Source organism: Glycomyces rhizosphaerae, from assembly GCF_042647865.1.
In the GTDB taxonomy this organism is placed as follows: domain Bacteria; phylum Actinomycetota; class Actinomycetes; order Mycobacteriales; family Micromonosporaceae; genus Glycomyces; species Glycomyces rhizosphaerae.
In genome coordinates this window covers 63,391-77,998 of the sequence record NZ_JBHRWO010000002.1, presented here as the reverse complement: position 1 = coordinate 77,998, position 14,608 = coordinate 63,391, and the positions used below count along the sequence as shown (strand labels likewise).

Here is a 14,608-nt window from a genome sequence, read left to right as displayed (position 1 = left end):
ATTTGCAAGCACGAATAACGACGGAGGAACAGATGACTGGAATCTTGGACGGCAAACGACTGCTCATCACCGGTGTGATCACCGAGCAGTCACTCGGTTTCGGCGTGGCCAAGTACGCGCAGGAGCAGGGCGCCGAAGTGGTCCTCACCGGCTTCGGGCGCATGTCCCTGGTCGAGCGGATCGCCAAGAAGCTCCCCACCCCCGCCCCGGTCATCGAGCTCGACGCCACCAGCCCCGAGCAGCTCGCCGGCCTCGAAGCGAAGGTCCGCGAGCACATGGACGGCATCGACGGCGTCCTGCACGCCATCGCCTACGCCCCGCCGTCGGCGCTCGGCGGGAACTTCCTGAACACCCCGTGGGAGGACGTCGCCACCGCACTCCAGGTGTCGACCTTCTCGTACAAGGCGCTGGCCACCGCCTGCCTGCCGCTGATGGGGAACGGAGGCTCCATCGTCGGCCTCACCTTCGACGCGAGCCAGGCCTGGCCGGTCTACGACTGGATGGGCGTCGCCAAGGCCGGCCTCGAGTCCGCCAACCGCTACCTCGCGCGCGACCTGGGTCCCAAGGGCATCCGTGTCAACCTCGTGTCCGCGGGCCCGCAGCGCACGATGGCCGCCAAGTCCATCCCCGGCTTCGAGGCCTTCGAGAAGGCCTGGACCGAGCGCGCCCCCCTCGGCTGGTCCCTGACGGACTCCGAGCCGGTCGCCAAGGCCTGCGCGGCGCTCCTGTCCGACCTGTTCCCGGCCACCAGCGGCGAGATCCTGCACGTCGACGGCGGCTTCCACGCCGTCGGAGTCGAGCGCACCGAACAGTAGCGGAGCCGCCATGTCTTTCAACGGCACAGTGTCCAACGGATCGGCCATGAACGGCTACGACGCGGTCCTGCTCGTCTCCTTCGGCGGCCCCGAGGGCCCCGGTGACGTCCTGCCCTTCCTGCGCAACGTCACACGCGGCCGCGGCATCCCCGACGAGCGCCTCGCCGAAGTCGCCGAGCACTACTACCACTTCGGCGGGATCTCGCCGATCAACCAGTGGTGCCGCGAGGTCCTCGAGGCGCTTCGCCAGGAGTTCCGCCTCAGCGGCATCGACCTGCCGATCTACTGGGGCAACCGGAACTGGCCGCCGATGCTCGTCGACGCCGTCACCCAGATGACCGCTGACGGCGTCAAGCGCGCCCTCGCCCTGTGCACCAGCGCCTACGGCTCGTACTCCTCGTGCCGCCAGTACGTGGAGGACGTCAACGCCGCCCGCGCCGCAGTCGGCGAGACCGCACCGGTGATCGACAAGATCCGGCACTTCTTCGACCACCCGGGCTTCGTCGGCGGCTTCGCCGACCAGCTCAGGAAGAGCCTCGACCAGATCGAGGACCAGTCGAACACCCGAGTGGTGTTCACCGCCCACTCGATCCCCGACGTCATGGACGAGTGCTCGGGCCCCGAGGGCGCCCGCTACTCCGACCAGGTCGCCGAAGCCGCCGCGCTCGTCGCCGAGCACGCAGGCTGGACAGGGCCCTTCGACGTCGTCTGGCAGTCCCGCTCGGGCCCGCCGTCGATGCCGTGGCTCCAACCCGACATCAACGACCACCTCAAGGTCATCGCCTCCGAAGGCGTCGACACCGTCGTGGTCAGCCCTGTCGGATTCCTCTCGGACCACATCGAAGTGCTGTGGGACCTCGACAACGAGGCCAAGGACACTGCCGCTGAACTGGGCCTGCGCTACTTCCGGGCTGGCACGCCCGAGATCGGCGCCGACCTCGTCGGCATGTTCCGCGACCTCATCGCCGAACGCGTCCAGGGCGTGCCCCTGAAGCGCCTCGGCAAGCTCCCCGTCTGGGACCCCACGGTCGAGGGCTGCTGCCCCGCCCGCAGGCCCCCGGCCCCTGAAAAGCACCGGGGACGCCAGTTACAGTTCCGGGCCCGCGCCGATCCTTCGGCGCGGGCCCGCACTCTAAACACCCCTGGTCGCACCCCTCGGCGACGCTGGGGAGCCGTAAATGTGCGCCGCATGACATGCTTGACGGGTGGAACCCGTTTTCTATTGGATCATCGCCGCTGTGATCCTCGGCGCCATCGAACTCTTCACCGGCACCCTGGTCCTCGCAATGGTCGGCGTCGGAGCCGTGCTCGCCGGTATCGGCGCCTCCCTCGGCGCCCCCTTCTGGCTCCAGGCCATTCTCTTCGGCGCCGGCTCCATCGCCTCCATCGTCGGACTCCGCCCCTTCCTCAAGCAGGCCCTCGAGGGCGACCGCGGCGCCGACCGCGCCCCGAGCGCCTTCGGCATGCGCGCCATCGAAGGCGCCGAAGCCCGCGTCCTCACCAAGGTCGACGTCTCCGGCGGTCTCGTCGAGATCCACGGCGACAACTGGACCGCCTTCCCCCTCGAACCCGACCAGGTGCTGGAACCCGGGGAGAGCGTGACAGTGGTAGAAATCAAGGGAGCCACCGTCATCGTCTGGAAGCAGACATAGACCGAGCCAAGTGAAAAGCCCGCCGATCCGCCAGACCACTGGAGGCTGAAACACCATGTTGGACGCCGCAGGCATACTCCTGCTGATTGTCGCGATCTTCTTCGTCATCGTGCTCTTCCGCGCGATCAAGATCGTTCCCCAGCAGTGGAACTACCTCATCGAACGCCTCGGCAAGTACCAGCGCACGCTGGAGCCCGGGCCCCGACTCCTCGTGCCCTTCGTCGACAAGGTCCGCGCCAAAGTGGACCTCCGCGAGCGCGTCGTCAACTTCCCGCCCCAGCCCGTGATCACCGCCGACAACCTCGGCGTCCAGATCGACACCGTGCTGTACTACATCATCACCAAGCCCAAGGACGCCGTCTACAGCATCGACGACTACCTCGCGGGCGTCGAGCAGCTCACGACCACCACGCTCCGCAACGTCGTCGGCTCCCTCGACCTGGAGAAGACCCTCACCAGCCGCGAGGAGATCAACGCCCGCCTCGCCGCCGAGCTCGACAAGGCCACCGACAAGTGGGGCCTCAAGGTCACCCGCGTCGAACTGCGCTCCATCGAACCGCCGTTGAGCATCCGCGACGCCATGGAGAAGCAGATGCGCGCCGAGCGCGACCGCCGCGCCGCGATCCTGAACGCCGAAGGCACCAAGCGCGCCGCGATCCTGAACGCCGAAGGCGAGCAGCAGTCCCAGGTCCTCAGGGCCAAGGGCGCCCGCGACGCAGAGGTGCTCCGCGCCGACGGCCAGGCCAAGGCCATCCAGACCGTGTTCGCGGCCATCCACAAGGCCAAGCCCACCGACCGGCTCCTGGCCTACCAGTACCTCCAGACCCTGCCCAAGATCGCCCAGGGCGACGCGAACAAGGTGTGGGTCGTCCCGGCGGAGCTGACCAAGGCCCTCGGCGGCATCGGCAGCGCCCTCGGCGGCATCACCGGTGACACCACCCAGGAGGAAGAGGAGATCGAGGTCGACACGAGCGCCCTCGAACTCGACGACTCGGCCGCACAGGCCCTCGAAGCGGCCGAAAAGGCCGCCCGCGAGGTCCAGGACATCGGCGAAGGCAAGAAGCCATCGAACGAACTGCCGCCCGCCCCGGCTTAGAAGAACGTGACGCCCGGGGAGACCGTACGGTCTCCCCGGGCGCTGCCGTTTCCGTAGGGGAGAATCACCGGGTGCCCGACGAGCTGTACCCAGAGACGACGCCGATCGAAGACCCCGAAGACGACCGCCTAGGCGACTACCGGGCCCTCACCGACCTCGCCCTCCGCACCCGCTTCGAACAGCCGAACGGCCTGTTCATCGCCGAAGGCCACCAGGTCATCGCCAGGGCGCTCCGCGCCGGCTACCGGATGCGCTCGATGCTCATCGACGCCAAACGCGCCGACCAGCTCGCGCACCTCGCCGAGAACGCTCCCTGCTACACGGCCGGGCCCGACGTCCTCGAATCGGTGACGGGCTTCCACGTGCACCGTGGCGCCCTCGCCTCGTTCCACCGCAAGGAACTCCCCGCGCCGGCCGACCTCCTCGCGAACGTCAACCGCCTGGTCGTCCTCGAAGGCATCAACAACCATACAAATATCGGCGCGATCTTTCGCGTCGCCGCAGGTCTCGGCTTCGACGGCGTCCTCCTGGCCCCCGACTGCGCCGACCCGCTGTACCGCCGGAGCGTGCGCGTCAGCATGGGGGAGGTGTTCGCGGTGCCGTACGCCTACCTGGAGCCCTGGCCGAGCGGCCTGGCCCAGGTCCACGAGGCCGGGTTCACCCTGCACGGCCTGAGCCCCTCGCGCGGCGCGATCGACATCGGCCGGGTCAGCGCCGAGGAACGTGCACGCCCGGCGCTCATGTTCGGCGCCGAAGGCCCCGGCCTGACAAAGGCCGCGCTGGACGCCTGCGACCGAACCGTGGTAATCCCCATGCACGCGGGCGTGGACTCCCTCAACGTCGCCGCGGCGACGGCAGTGGCCTGCTGGGAGCTTTCGCAGCCGACGCCCCGCTAGAGGCTCACGGTCGCGAACTCGGACTCGCAGGGCGGACCCCAGGTGTAGGAGAACCGCTTGGCGTCCAGCTCCAAGTGCGCGGCGAAAGCCGTATGCGTCTGCAGGTCAACGGGATCGGTCTCGACGGGGTGACGGCACAGGGCCAGCGGCCCGCCCTCGTGGTCGCGCATGGCGGCGTAGAGCCGCTCAGTGGAAACGGGAGCCTCTTTGGCGAGCAGCGTCTCCATCCGGTCGCACCGGTGGTAGGTCGACACCCTGCCCGTCTCGAGCCAGCTCTGGTACACCCCGAGCGCCTCGGGATTGCGGAAGTGGTTGGCGTGCACCAGAGGCGAGGTCCCGTCCTGGTAGATCACCCGGGATCCGAGCGGTGAAGTCTCGACGGTCGCCACCCCTGCCGAAGCACTCCCGATGAAGAAATTGGCCGAACAAGCGGGCCGAGGAGCAACCGCATGACCAACGGCTTCGGCAAGACTCCCGGACTGCAGGATCCGCCGAGTCCGAAGGTGGAACGGCACCGAATCGAGCCGCCAGTCATCCGCGGAAGCCCCAAGCCCGTTGACGCACAAGCCGATCCCAGCGCTGTTCAGTCCGATCTTGGCACCCGCGACGCCAGCCTCGGTGAACCCGATCACCGTGGTCTCCCCGTGCTGCCACTGCAGCAGGGCCCCTTCGACACCGGTGAACCAGTCCCAGTTCTGCCCGATCTGCGTCCCTGCATCGGCGAACACTCCGTCGCTGCCGCCGAACGAGGTGCACTCCGACCGGATGCTGTCCACGGTCGGTCGCCCGAACTCGCTCCAAGCGCTGTACAGCAGCTCGTACCGCGCGTTCAACAGCGCGATGTCCAACAGCTCCTGCCCTGAACCCTCGGCGATCCCGTCCATCATCGCCCGGTACGACGGGTCTTCCCGTGTGAACAGCTCCAGGAACCGCTGCGACCGCACGGCGAGTTCCCCTTCGGGAACCCCCGAGGTGAGCATCCTGGAACGGTAGACCGCGACGTTGGTCGCGATCGCCTCCCGAAGCTCCTCGCCGTGCTGCAGACCCTGGCCGTAGGGACTGCCCTGAAGGTGCAAAAGCGGAAGTTCAGTCATGGAACTCATTGTGACAAAAGCAATTTGAGAAAGCCAGCGACTTCCTCAGCGCCCCATCAGGGCCTGCTCCACCTGCGAGTAATGGATGGTCCACCACTTCACGAGCCCGGTCTGCCCCGGCAGCAGGTGATCGCACGCTGAGTTGTGCCGCACATAGTGCCACTCGATGACCCAGTTGTCGGTCAGCCGGTCCCACCACAACTGGTGCGTCGCAAGCCCGATCTCAGGCTCCCCGACGTCGAAGACCGAACGATAGCCCCCGGCGAAAGCCCGGATCCGGTCGCAATCCAGCCCGCGCTCATCACCATAAGTGAAGTAGAACACCGCGGCCCGGGCCATCTCCCGCGCATAGGAAGAGACCACCAACCGGTCCCAGTCGAGAATCGCCGAGATTCGATCATCCGGCCCGTGCAGCACATTATGAGGATGCAGGTCGCCGTGCGTATAACCCGTATACTGCGACAACAGATCCGGAGGCCGGCGATCCCCGAGCCTTACCAGCAGACCCCGCTTGAGCCGCAACGTCTGCTCAGCAGTGGCCTCGAACCCGGTCTTGTCCCCGCGCCCAGCGGCGACGAGCTCCAGCAGCCGGTCGACCTTCTGCAGCGCAGCCTCAGTCGTCGGCGGGTTCTCCGGCTTGGGGGCCCGATCCGCCGGAATCGAAGCATGCAACGTCCGGTGCAGCCGCCCGATGACGGACCCGAGATCCCGGCAGGCCTCTCGTGACATCGACAACCCGGATCGATGCCGACCGCCCACCCAAGGGAAGACCCCGAACTCTTCACCCTCGAGAAAAATCGTGGTCCGCCCGTCGCGGCTGAGCACCGGCAACACCACCGGCACTCCGTTACCGCCGAGGGTCTGGAGCACGTGAAACTGAAACTGCAGCTCAGGCCCAGTGACATCCCGGAACAGTTTCAAAAGGTACGACCCGGACGAAGCATCCACCCGCCAGGACCGGTTCATCAGCCCGGTCTGGACCCGCTGCATCTGGTAGATCTGTCCGAGATCCCAATGTGTCAACGCCGCGTCGGGGAGTCGAGGCGCGGTCACGGTCATGCCCCCAAGCCTAGCGGCCGCCGGCCCGCCCGACCGACCGCGAACCCCCCTTGCGCCTACCGCCAACCGATCGTGTAAAGTTTCGTCTCGTGCCACAGCGGGCGGGAAAGCCCACCTGGCAGGCAAAACTAACTACATATACACTTCTCTGTGCACGCGCGAGTGGCGGAATGGCAGACGCGCTAGCTTGAGGTGCTAGTGTCCTATTATGGACGTGGGGGTTCAAGTCCCCCCTCGCGCACAGATTCAAAGGCTCCGGATGTCCGGGGCCTTTCTTTTTGCGGTAATTCGGTCTGCTGGCCTTTGTCGGGTGCTAGCGGGGAGCCATTCATGGAGCCAAATTGGCTCCAGTAGGTCCTTTTAGGTCTGGGCGATGGTTCCTGATGGCTTCGTCGAGGAGTTCGGCGCCCTTGGTGATGACGGGGCGGAGCTGGTGCCGGTAGACCTTCCAGGTGGTGGCGGTGTCCTTGTGGCCGAGGAGGTCGGCGATGAGCTCGATCGATGCTCCGGCGTCGGACATGATCGAGGTGAAGGTGTGGCGCAGCTCCCGCGGTGTCCAGGAGCCGGGCAGGCCGGCCTTCGCGGCGATCGCTTGGACCTTGTCATGGACGGACTCGGCGACCTGGACCGTGTCGTCGCGGGTGCCGAACACGTAGACGATCCCTTCGGACTTCCAGCCGTGCTCGGCGCGCCACTTCTGCTGCTGTTCCTGGTGTTCGGTGAGGATGTCGACCGCGAGCTCGGGGAGTGTAACGGTACGCCGGCTCTTGGGGGTCTTGGTGTCGCCGTCCTCGCGGACTGAATGCCACATCTCCACATAGGGGGTGAGGGTCTTGGGATGTACCTGCCCACATGAGCAGATCTGGCCTTTGACCGGGTGGAGGTGGAGGTGCCGCCACTGGAGTGGTCGCGCTTCTTCGGTGCGGATGCCGGTGAGCACGGAGAGGGCGATGTAGCCGCGGATCGGGCGGCCCCGGCTGGCGTCGAGGAGGAGCAGGGTCTGTTCGAGGGTGAGTGCTTTGCTCGGTCTGCCGGGCTTCCCTTTGGGGGCGTCAACGAGTGCGGCGACGTTGCGGTCGACGTGGTTGCGTGCCTGGGCGAACCGGATGACCCTCCGCAGGGTGCTCAGCCGCTTGTTGACTGAGGCCGACGCCAGTTCGGGTGCCATGAGGTCGAGCCAGGTGTCGACGTCGTCCGCAGTGAGCTGTCTCAGTTTCGTGCGGCCGAGGTTGGGGGATCATCCACTTCCGCGTGATGTCGCGGAGCTCGTCGACCGTGGGCTCGGCGAGATGGTGTGTCCCGTGTGAGAGGAAGTCGCGGGCGGCGTCGGCGACGGTGTACTGGTTCTCGAGATCGATACGGTTGTCGAAGTCTCGGCGGAGGTCGTCGAGTTTCGCTCGTACTTCTTCCTTGCTGTGCCCGGTGACTTTGGGCCGGATCCTGCGATCGTCGGGACCGTTGCCCAGGGAGCGTGGACCGACGAACATCCGGCTGACTTGTCCCAGAAGATGGAGCCGGCACCGTTCGGCGCGCGTTTGCGCGGGGTGTGCCGAGGTTCCTGCGCAGCCACAGCGTCGCCTCCCGCTGCCGGTCCTACCTCCATCGTAGGAACTTCAACGCGCAACCGGAGCCGTACTCGGGATTCGATCCCAGGCTGCCGCAGTGGATGCCACGGAAGCCCGAATCACGGTGCGAGGGCTTCAGCGGGCAGTGAGAAAGGTGCGACGGGAGGCTGCCGAACGTGTTGGCGCGTTGATACTGGCGCCTGGTGGTCAGCCCTCTGAATCTCTGCCGAATGGCATTGTTGCGTACCCGTGCGATGAGGGCTATCCCGAAGGCGTGGTCCTCGCCAGCAGCGGGACCAGCGAGCCGACGAGCATCAGCCAGAAGACGACCTTCGCGGTGCGCAGCGTGGGCCGCCCGGCGTTGCGGCCGCATTGGGCGGCACCGACACCGAGTGCGACGACGGCGCATGTCAGGAGCCCGAGGAGGCCGATCCCGGCGACTACGGCGTAGGAGCGGTCGTCGACCTGGTCGGCCGAGGAGAGGGCTGCGAACGGAGCGGTCGCCAGCCGCATCGTCGGAACGATGTCTTCGTCGAAGTCGCTGTAGACCGGCAGCATGCAGCCGATGGCGATGAGGCCGCAGGCGGCGAACACGAGCGAGCGGATCAGGAACGATTCGAGCGCGAAGAACCGGCGTTCGACGCCGCGCCGCCACTGGTCGAACTCGACCGTCGTCTTGGTATCGGGCATGGGCACATCCTAAAGTCGCGCTGCGAGCCGGCGGCCGGAGCTGCGACGAGAGCTCGGAGGCGAGCGGCACCATCCCCGTCCCGATCATGCCCAGCAGCCACGACAGCAATCACACGCTCCGCCTCGGCCAGCGCAACTGGATCCGTAGCTTCCTCGGCGTAGCCCCGGGCTTCGCCCGCGAACATGGCCGCGGCCGCCTCGTTCGACGTCCGGTACGCCACGTGCCCGGCGATGGTCAGCAGACGCGAGTAGAGGCCAGCCGCCAGAGTCCAGTCAGCAACAACGGCGGTGTCCAGTGTCTCCTGAGTCGCGGACAGCAGGCGAGGCATGGCTTTTGAGCGCCGCCAGCCGAGAGGCGTACACGTCTGCTGCCGCAATGGCGGGCAGGCCCGGCGGCCTCCCGCCGGGTCGCGCGGGCGCTTGGTTTCCTTGAGATGGGAAGCCAATTGAGCGTCGACTTGGATCTCGATCGACTCGCAGAGCCGGGGCCGGCCTGAACCTGCGGTCCGGCGGACGATCAGCGGGAAGGCCGAGGTCGAACATCAGGTCAGGCCGGGTACTGGGGGAGTGCCGCGATCACGCGGGCCATGTCGGCTTTGCGGCCTGGCCAGGTCTTCACCGCTATCTGGTTGCCGTTCGGGAGGGCACGGACTACGTCGCGGCCGTTGAAGTACACGCGCTCGCCGACCGGCCCGCCGTAGACGCGGTCTTTGACGCCGAAGACGTCGAGCATGCGGAGTTCGTTGTTCGCGGGGTCGTAGGCGAGGTACGGCTTCAGGAATTCGAGGGCGCCGAGCACGATTTGGAAGGGGCCCAGGAACAGGAACCCGATCCCGCCCACGTTGTCCAGGCCGAACGTCAGGATGGCGCCGCAGGCCATCATGAGCAGCGCGCCCCCGACCACGATCGAGGGGAAGACCGGGCGCCGTCGTACCGCGATCCGGGACTGCTGGGGGCCGGGATGCATCTCGGTTCCAATCGACGCTGTGGGGGTGGAGTGAAGGCGGGCCCGAGCGTACTACGCACGGGCCCGTCGAGAAGTCGGGTTCTCAGTCGCGCCTTGCAGCGCGGAGGAGGCTGGTGGATCACCAGCGCGAAGACCGAGAAGCCGTAGCCAGGACATTGCGCCAGTTGCGCGAAACCCACCGCTCCAGTTGAGAGGTGGCATGGGGTCTTTCGCGGCCATGGTCTCGGAAGTCATCGCAGACACCCTGGTCCAGATCGCCAGGATCTCGACGCACTTCGCCAAGCGCGGCACCGCCATGCAGCGGCTCGCGGGCAGGTTCCCCACCCTCTGGCCCAGGATCCGATGGCCTGATCGGTCGTCAGTGGCGAAGACTGTTGGTGGATCGCACCTCCTAGGCTGATCTGCGGGGCGTGGCGGATCTTCTCGGCCATCGTTTCTACATTGGATCTAAGGTTTGTGATCGGGAGGAGACGCATGAGCCACCGGGAACTGGAGCTCTGGGCCGCGCTGGAGTCGGCACATGCGGTGGAGGACAACGAGATACAGCAGGCGCAGCTTGAGGACGTGGTCAGTGGCGCCGAGGCCGGAGGCTTCGCCCGGCTCGCCTTCGTCGCCCGGCGTGCGCTGGCGAACGCGTACTGCGTGGGGCGGCAATGGGACCGGGCCTTTCCCCTGTTCGCCCGCTGCCTCTCCGAACACGACGCCCGCAGGCATGAGCTCGATCCGCGCGAAGAGGCGGAACTGCGTTCCTGGTACTGCTGGATCATCCAGTCGATGGCCGAGTTCCCGGCCATCGGCCTGCCCCGGATCAATGGAGCGCTCGACGACGTCGAACTCCGCTTTCGGGCGGCGGGCCAGAACCTCCGGGAGGTGTACGCGCTCCGCCGCTCCGTGGCGCACATCGCCGGGGACTGGGAGCAGGAGCAACAGTACTTCCGGCAGTGGCTCGCCGCGGACGGACCGGACCGGATGCACCTGTGGGACTTCGCCCTGCAAGTCCGCCGGCTCACCGACCGCGGCGACGACGCGGCGGCGTACGAGCTGGCCGCCCCCGTGCTGGCCGGCGCACGAACCTTCGACGAGCCCCCGGTGCCGGTGCAGATCGACATGCTCCTCCCTTTGGCGCGGTTGGGCCTGCACTCCGAGTCCCGGCGCGCGTTCCGGCTCGCCCGCCGCGGCATCACCCGCGACGTGTACCGCTACGAGTACAGCGGCAAGCTCATCGAGTTCTGCGCGCTCACCGGGAACCTCGATGCGGGCCTCGAGACGCTCAGCATGATGATGTGGGGCTTCCCGACCCTGAACCGGCCGACCGGGAAGATGGACTTCGCCGTCGCCACGGCAGTGCTGATGCGGCAGATGGTCGACGCCGCTCGCGGCGACGAACCCGTCGGCTGGGCGAAGCAAGGCGAGGACGAGTACGTTAACGCCGCGCAGTTGCTGGAGCGGACGCGCGGCATCGCGCTCGATCTCGCGGCGCAGTTCGATGCGCGCAACGGCACCACGGCCCAAGGCGACCGGGTTCGCGCCCGCCTAGCCGCGCGACCGGTCGCACGGTTCCAGGTGAGCGCCGCGAGCTACCGGTTCACCTACGACATTCCTGAAGGCCTGTCGGCCGAGGAGCTGCTGTCCCGAGCCGAGAGGCACCTCGACCGCGGCCAGCGCACCGCGGCCGGCGACCACCTCCGGGCACTCGGGCAGCCGCCAGCGGATCTGGCCGCCCGCCGGGCGCATCTGCTGGCGCTGCTGAACGGCGGACCGGACAAGGGATCCGCTCTGCACGAGGCGGCCGGGCAGTACCAGGCCGAGGAGGACTGGGTTCGCATGTGCCTGTGCCTGTGCGATGCCGCGATGTGGATGGCCGACAACGGCAGGCTCGACGACGCGGTGCCCGTGGTCACCAGGATGCGCGACTTGCTGCGCAAACTGCCCGAATCGAACGCGATCGCACGCGCAGAGTTCGCGTTCGCCAACGTCATGACGGGGTTGGACTCGGAAGCGGTCGACCATGCGCTGGCCCGTGCCGCCGAGGACGCCGCCGAATCCGGCGAACCCTATGCCGTCGCCCTCGTCGCGGGTCACCAGGTGCACCGGGCGGTGAAACAGCAGTTGCCGCCTGAGCAGGTCATCGCACTGGCCACGACGATGCGCGACGCCGCGTTGGACGCGGACTGGCCGGCCCAGGCGGTTCACGCGTTCTCCTACCTCGAGACGGCCCATTCCGCGGCGGGCACCACGGCCGCCTACCGCCGGGAGATCGACGAGCGGATAGCCGGTTTCTCTTCGGACACACCGCATCTGGTGCGGGCGGGCTTCGGCTATGCGCAGGCCCGGGTCTTCATCGGCGACGGCCGGGAGGCGGAGGCCGTGCCGGCGTTGGAGGAGCTGATCGCCGTGGAACGTCCGAGCGGGGTGCCCGCCATGCACTGGCACTGGCTCGCGCAGGGGTACTTCGCGGCCGGTCGCCTCGACGACGCAGTCGACGCCGCGGAGGTCAAAGCCGACATCCTCGACGAACTGCGCGAACGCGGCAGCCTCGAGACGCCCTCGACGGCCGACGTGAACCGCAAACTGCTCGTCGAGTGCTATCTGCGGCTCAGCGATTTCCAAGGCGCCCTGGAGCAGCTGGAGATCCTGAGCCGCAACGCCCACCACCGGGACGACGCGCAGCTCCAGGACTACGTGCGGGCTCAGTTCGATCAGATCCGTCGCGCGACGGCGGTGGCCGTACGGCCACCGCAGCCGTTCTGACCGGTCCTCACGACCGCGGCCACGATCATCATCACAGAGAGGGCACGAAGCGTCCGGTCCCACTGCCGGTACGGCGTCAGCAGCCACGGCACGAGGAGCGAGAGGACGCCCGCGCAGGCCAGGGCCGAGAGGCCGCACGGGGCCAGGACGAGTTCTTCGCCGTCGAGGCCGTTGAGCGGGAAGACCGCCAGCCCGACTCCGGCCACCATCCCGAGGATGGTGAGCTAGTAGTTCGCCGTGGAGCAGGCCCGCCCCCAGTGCCGTGCGCCGGTGCCAGCGTTTCGACAGTGCGAGTTCGATGGCGGCGTAGTCGAGCACGACCCGGTTGAGCGCCCCGATCTCGAACGGCTCGGAGCGGTCGCGGGTCAGCACTCATTCGTCGGGCTGGATGACGGAGGCCTTGGGCATCAGGCCCGGCCGCCGGTCGCATCGGACAGGGCGCCGCCGGGCGTGGTGTCGAAGGGGGCGTTGTCGTACCCGTTGAAATCCTTGTACGCCACGACGTTCCGGTGCCGCAAGATTTTCAGTGCCCGCTGCCGGACCTTCCGCAGGACCTCGATGTCGCTCGGCGACAGCGATGCGACGTCGTCCACCGCCGGGGGCTTCTCGGTGACCCGCAGCCGGACGTGGACGACGATGACGCCGACCGTGAACGCTATCAACAGGATGAACGGCACGGCCAGCTCCGCGTTCGAGACGACCTCCCACCGCCGGATGAGCGCCGCCCCGAGCGACAGCGTCGCGATCACGATGATCATCACCGCGATGCCGTTCAGGGACCGGTCCCACTGCCGGTACGGCGTGAGCGCCCACGGCACGAAGAAGCCGAGGATTGCGCAGGCGGACAGGCCGGCGCCCACCCATGCCACGGGGAGCAGTGCCTCGTTGTCGATGCCGCCGGTGAGCATGATGAGGCCCAGCGCCACGGCCGCGCACAGGGAGAAGATCGTGAAGGAGAAGCCGAGCACGGCGACCGTCTTCCCCAGTGCCGTGCGCCGGTACCAGCGCCTCGCCAGGGTCAGCTCCACGTGCGCGTAATCGAGCACGACCCTGTTCAGCGCCCCGATCGCGAACGGGGTGAGGCTGTCCTGGATCGTCGCCCATTCATTGGGCTGGATGGCGGCCGCCTTGGGCATCAGACTTCCTCGATCTCGATGGCAATGGGCAAGGGGGTCTCAGCCTTTCGCGTCGAATTCGCGCCAGCCGACGTGGCGCCGCTCGAGCAAGCGCCGCCATTCGCGCTCGCTGAGGCCGTCGAGCTCGTTCCAGTACCCCAGGGGCATCTCGCCGACCCGGATCCGGTCGGCTTCGTCGAGGTCGACCAGCCCGCGGTGGACGACGACCTCCAGCAGGCGCTGGCGCGCCTTCGCGGCGCGCGTCCGCTTGTCGCCCCTCGGCCCGCGCCGCGGCGGCTTGCGGTTCTTCGGCCGCCCTTCGGGTTTCGAGAAGGCGCCGAGCAGGAACGTCACCGTGCCGATCACCGCCGTCGCGATGATCAGCAGCGGCGGCCAGCCCTCGGCCGAGATGGGCGAGAGCGCGAGCACCACCCACGAAGCCGCCGCGGCGAGCGCGCTGGCTCCGGAGATGGCGAGGTCCACCGGGCTCCGGCGCCGCGTCTCCCACCAGATGCTCAGATACGAGCCGACGCTGATCACCCCGAACATGTACATGACCGTCGCGGGCGAGAGCCAGCTCTCGGCGGCCGCCTGGCCGTCCTGGGCGACGGCGGCCGCGATCGCCGCGAAGCCGACCACCGCACCGCCGAGGGTCGGCACCCCCAGGGCCGCGATGAGGACCCAGGCGACGACGCCGACCAGGCGCATCACGAAGGACCCGGGCAGCGGCGGGTAGTCGCGCGAGAGCACCGCCGCTTCGGCTCGCCCCAACTGAACGGCCGCGAGAACTCCATGTTCCGGGCCCAGGAGTCGACCGCGTCGCGCGCCCATTCGCCTTCGGCCGCATCGGTCTTGCGCGCCCAGTTCTCGACCGGCTTCGGAAGCGCCATGGCTGCTCCTATTCGAGG

13 protein-coding genes, 1 tRNA gene and 1 pseudogene are annotated in these 14,608 nt (G+C 67.9%); 7 read left to right on the top strand and 8 right to left on the bottom strand.

Going from position 1 to position 14,608, the window contains the following annotated elements; genetic code table 11:
- Positions 1 to 32 precede the first annotated feature (32 nt).
- The 5 genes and pseudogenes from fabI to ACFO8M_RS00530 all read left to right on the top strand — a co-directional run bounded on the left by fabI (position 33) and on the right by ACFO8M_RS00530 (position 4,459).
- Positions 33 to 815 carry an enoyl-ACP reductase FabI gene (gene fabI, locus ACFO8M_RS00550; protein WP_387969041.1) on the top strand — a complete coding sequence of 261 codons (783 nt, stop codon included), beginning with the start codon at positions 33 to 35 and terminating at the stop codon, positions 813 to 815.
- 46 nt (positions 816 to 861) lie between these two features.
- Positions 862 to 1,872: pseudogene (locus ACFO8M_RS00545) on the top strand (ferrochelatase); the annotation flags it as partial.
- A 148-nt stretch (positions 1,873 to 2,020) separates the two neighbouring features.
- Positions 2,021 to 2,467, top strand: a complete 447-nt coding sequence (locus tag ACFO8M_RS00540; RefSeq protein ID WP_387969038.1) for an NfeD family protein — start codon at positions 2,021 to 2,023, stop codon at positions 2,465 to 2,467.
- Between the two features lie 55 nt (positions 2,468 to 2,522).
- Positions 2,523 to 3,563, top strand: a complete 1,041-nt coding sequence (locus ACFO8M_RS00535) for an SPFH domain-containing protein (protein WP_387969035.1) — start codon at positions 2,523 to 2,525, stop codon at positions 3,561 to 3,563.
- Positions 3,564 to 3,634: 71 nt separating this feature from the next.
- On the top strand, positions 3,635 to 4,459 hold the full coding sequence (locus ACFO8M_RS00530; RefSeq protein WP_387969032.1) for a TrmH family RNA methyltransferase: 825 nt from the start codon (positions 3,635 to 3,637) through the stop codon (positions 4,457 to 4,459).
- On the opposite strand, the gene ACFO8M_RS00525 is transcribed toward ACFO8M_RS00530, so the two are convergent.
- Both ACFO8M_RS00525 and ACFO8M_RS00520 read right to left on the bottom strand, forming a co-directional pair.
- Positions 4,456 to 5,553: a C45 family autoproteolytic acyltransferase/hydolase gene (locus ACFO8M_RS00525; RefSeq protein ID WP_387969029.1), complete on the bottom strand. Its 1,098-nt coding sequence runs from the start codon at positions 5,551 to 5,553 to the stop codon at positions 4,456 to 4,458. The two genes, ACFO8M_RS00530 and ACFO8M_RS00525, sit on opposite strands and share 4 nt — an antisense overlap.
- Positions 5,554 to 5,598: 45 nt before the next feature.
- A complete protein-coding gene (locus tag ACFO8M_RS00520) occupies positions 5,599 to 6,612 on the bottom strand; it encodes a phosphotransferase (protein ID WP_387969026.1) in 1,014 nt (337 codons plus the stop codon).
- A 156-nt stretch (positions 6,613 to 6,768) separates the two neighbouring features.
- On the opposite strand from ACFO8M_RS00520, the gene ACFO8M_RS00515 reads away from it, so the two are divergent.
- Positions 6,769 to 6,853: transfer RNA gene (locus ACFO8M_RS00515), tRNA-Leu, on the top strand.
- Between the two features lie 87 nt (positions 6,854 to 6,940).
- On the opposite strand, the gene ACFO8M_RS00510 is transcribed toward ACFO8M_RS00515, so the two are convergent.
- The 3 genes from ACFO8M_RS00510 to ACFO8M_RS00500 all read right to left on the bottom strand — a co-directional run bounded on the left by ACFO8M_RS00510 (position 6,941) and on the right by ACFO8M_RS00500 (position 9,834).
- The gene (locus ACFO8M_RS00510; protein ID WP_387969023.1) at positions 6,941 to 7,780 is read right to left on the bottom strand and encodes a site-specific integrase; all 840 of its coding nucleotides are present in this window, start codon (positions 7,778 to 7,780) and stop codon (positions 6,941 to 6,943) included.
- Positions 7,781 to 8,438: 658 nt separating this feature from the next.
- Positions 8,439 to 8,867 carry a hypothetical protein gene (locus tag ACFO8M_RS00505; RefSeq protein WP_387969020.1) on the bottom strand — a complete coding sequence of 143 codons (429 nt, stop codon included), beginning with the start codon at positions 8,865 to 8,867 and terminating at the stop codon, positions 8,439 to 8,441.
- Between the two features lie 547 nt (positions 8,868 to 9,414).
- On the bottom strand, positions 9,415 to 9,834 hold the full coding sequence (locus tag ACFO8M_RS00500) for a hypothetical protein (protein WP_387969018.1): 420 nt from the start codon (positions 9,832 to 9,834) through the stop codon (positions 9,415 to 9,417).
- Positions 9,835 to 10,308: 474 nt separating this feature from the next.
- Here ACFO8M_RS00500 and ACFO8M_RS00495 point away from each other — a divergent pair, with 474 nt between their 5' ends.
- Entirely contained in the window at positions 10,309 to 12,585 is a 2,277-nt protein-coding gene (locus ACFO8M_RS00495; protein WP_387969015.1) for a hypothetical protein, read from the top strand.
- On the opposite strand, the gene ACFO8M_RS00490 is transcribed toward ACFO8M_RS00495, so the two are convergent.
- From ACFO8M_RS00490 to ACFO8M_RS00480, 3 genes are all read right to left on the bottom strand, one after another.
- Entirely contained in the window at positions 12,534 to 12,794 is a 261-nt protein-coding gene (locus ACFO8M_RS00490; protein WP_387969012.1) for a hypothetical protein, read from the bottom strand. The two genes, ACFO8M_RS00495 and ACFO8M_RS00490, sit on opposite strands and share 52 nt — an antisense overlap.
- A 198-nt stretch (positions 12,795 to 12,992) precedes the next feature.
- Complete coding sequence (locus ACFO8M_RS00485) at positions 12,993 to 13,721, bottom strand: hypothetical protein (RefSeq protein ID WP_387969009.1); 729 nt, start codon at positions 13,719 to 13,721, stop codon at positions 12,993 to 12,995.
- 39 nt (positions 13,722 to 13,760) lie between these two features.
- On the bottom strand, positions 13,761 to 14,471 hold the full coding sequence (locus ACFO8M_RS00480) for a hypothetical protein (protein ID WP_387969006.1): 711 nt from the start codon (positions 14,469 to 14,471) through the stop codon (positions 13,761 to 13,763).
- Between the last annotated feature and the right edge of the window lie 137 nt (positions 14,472 to 14,608).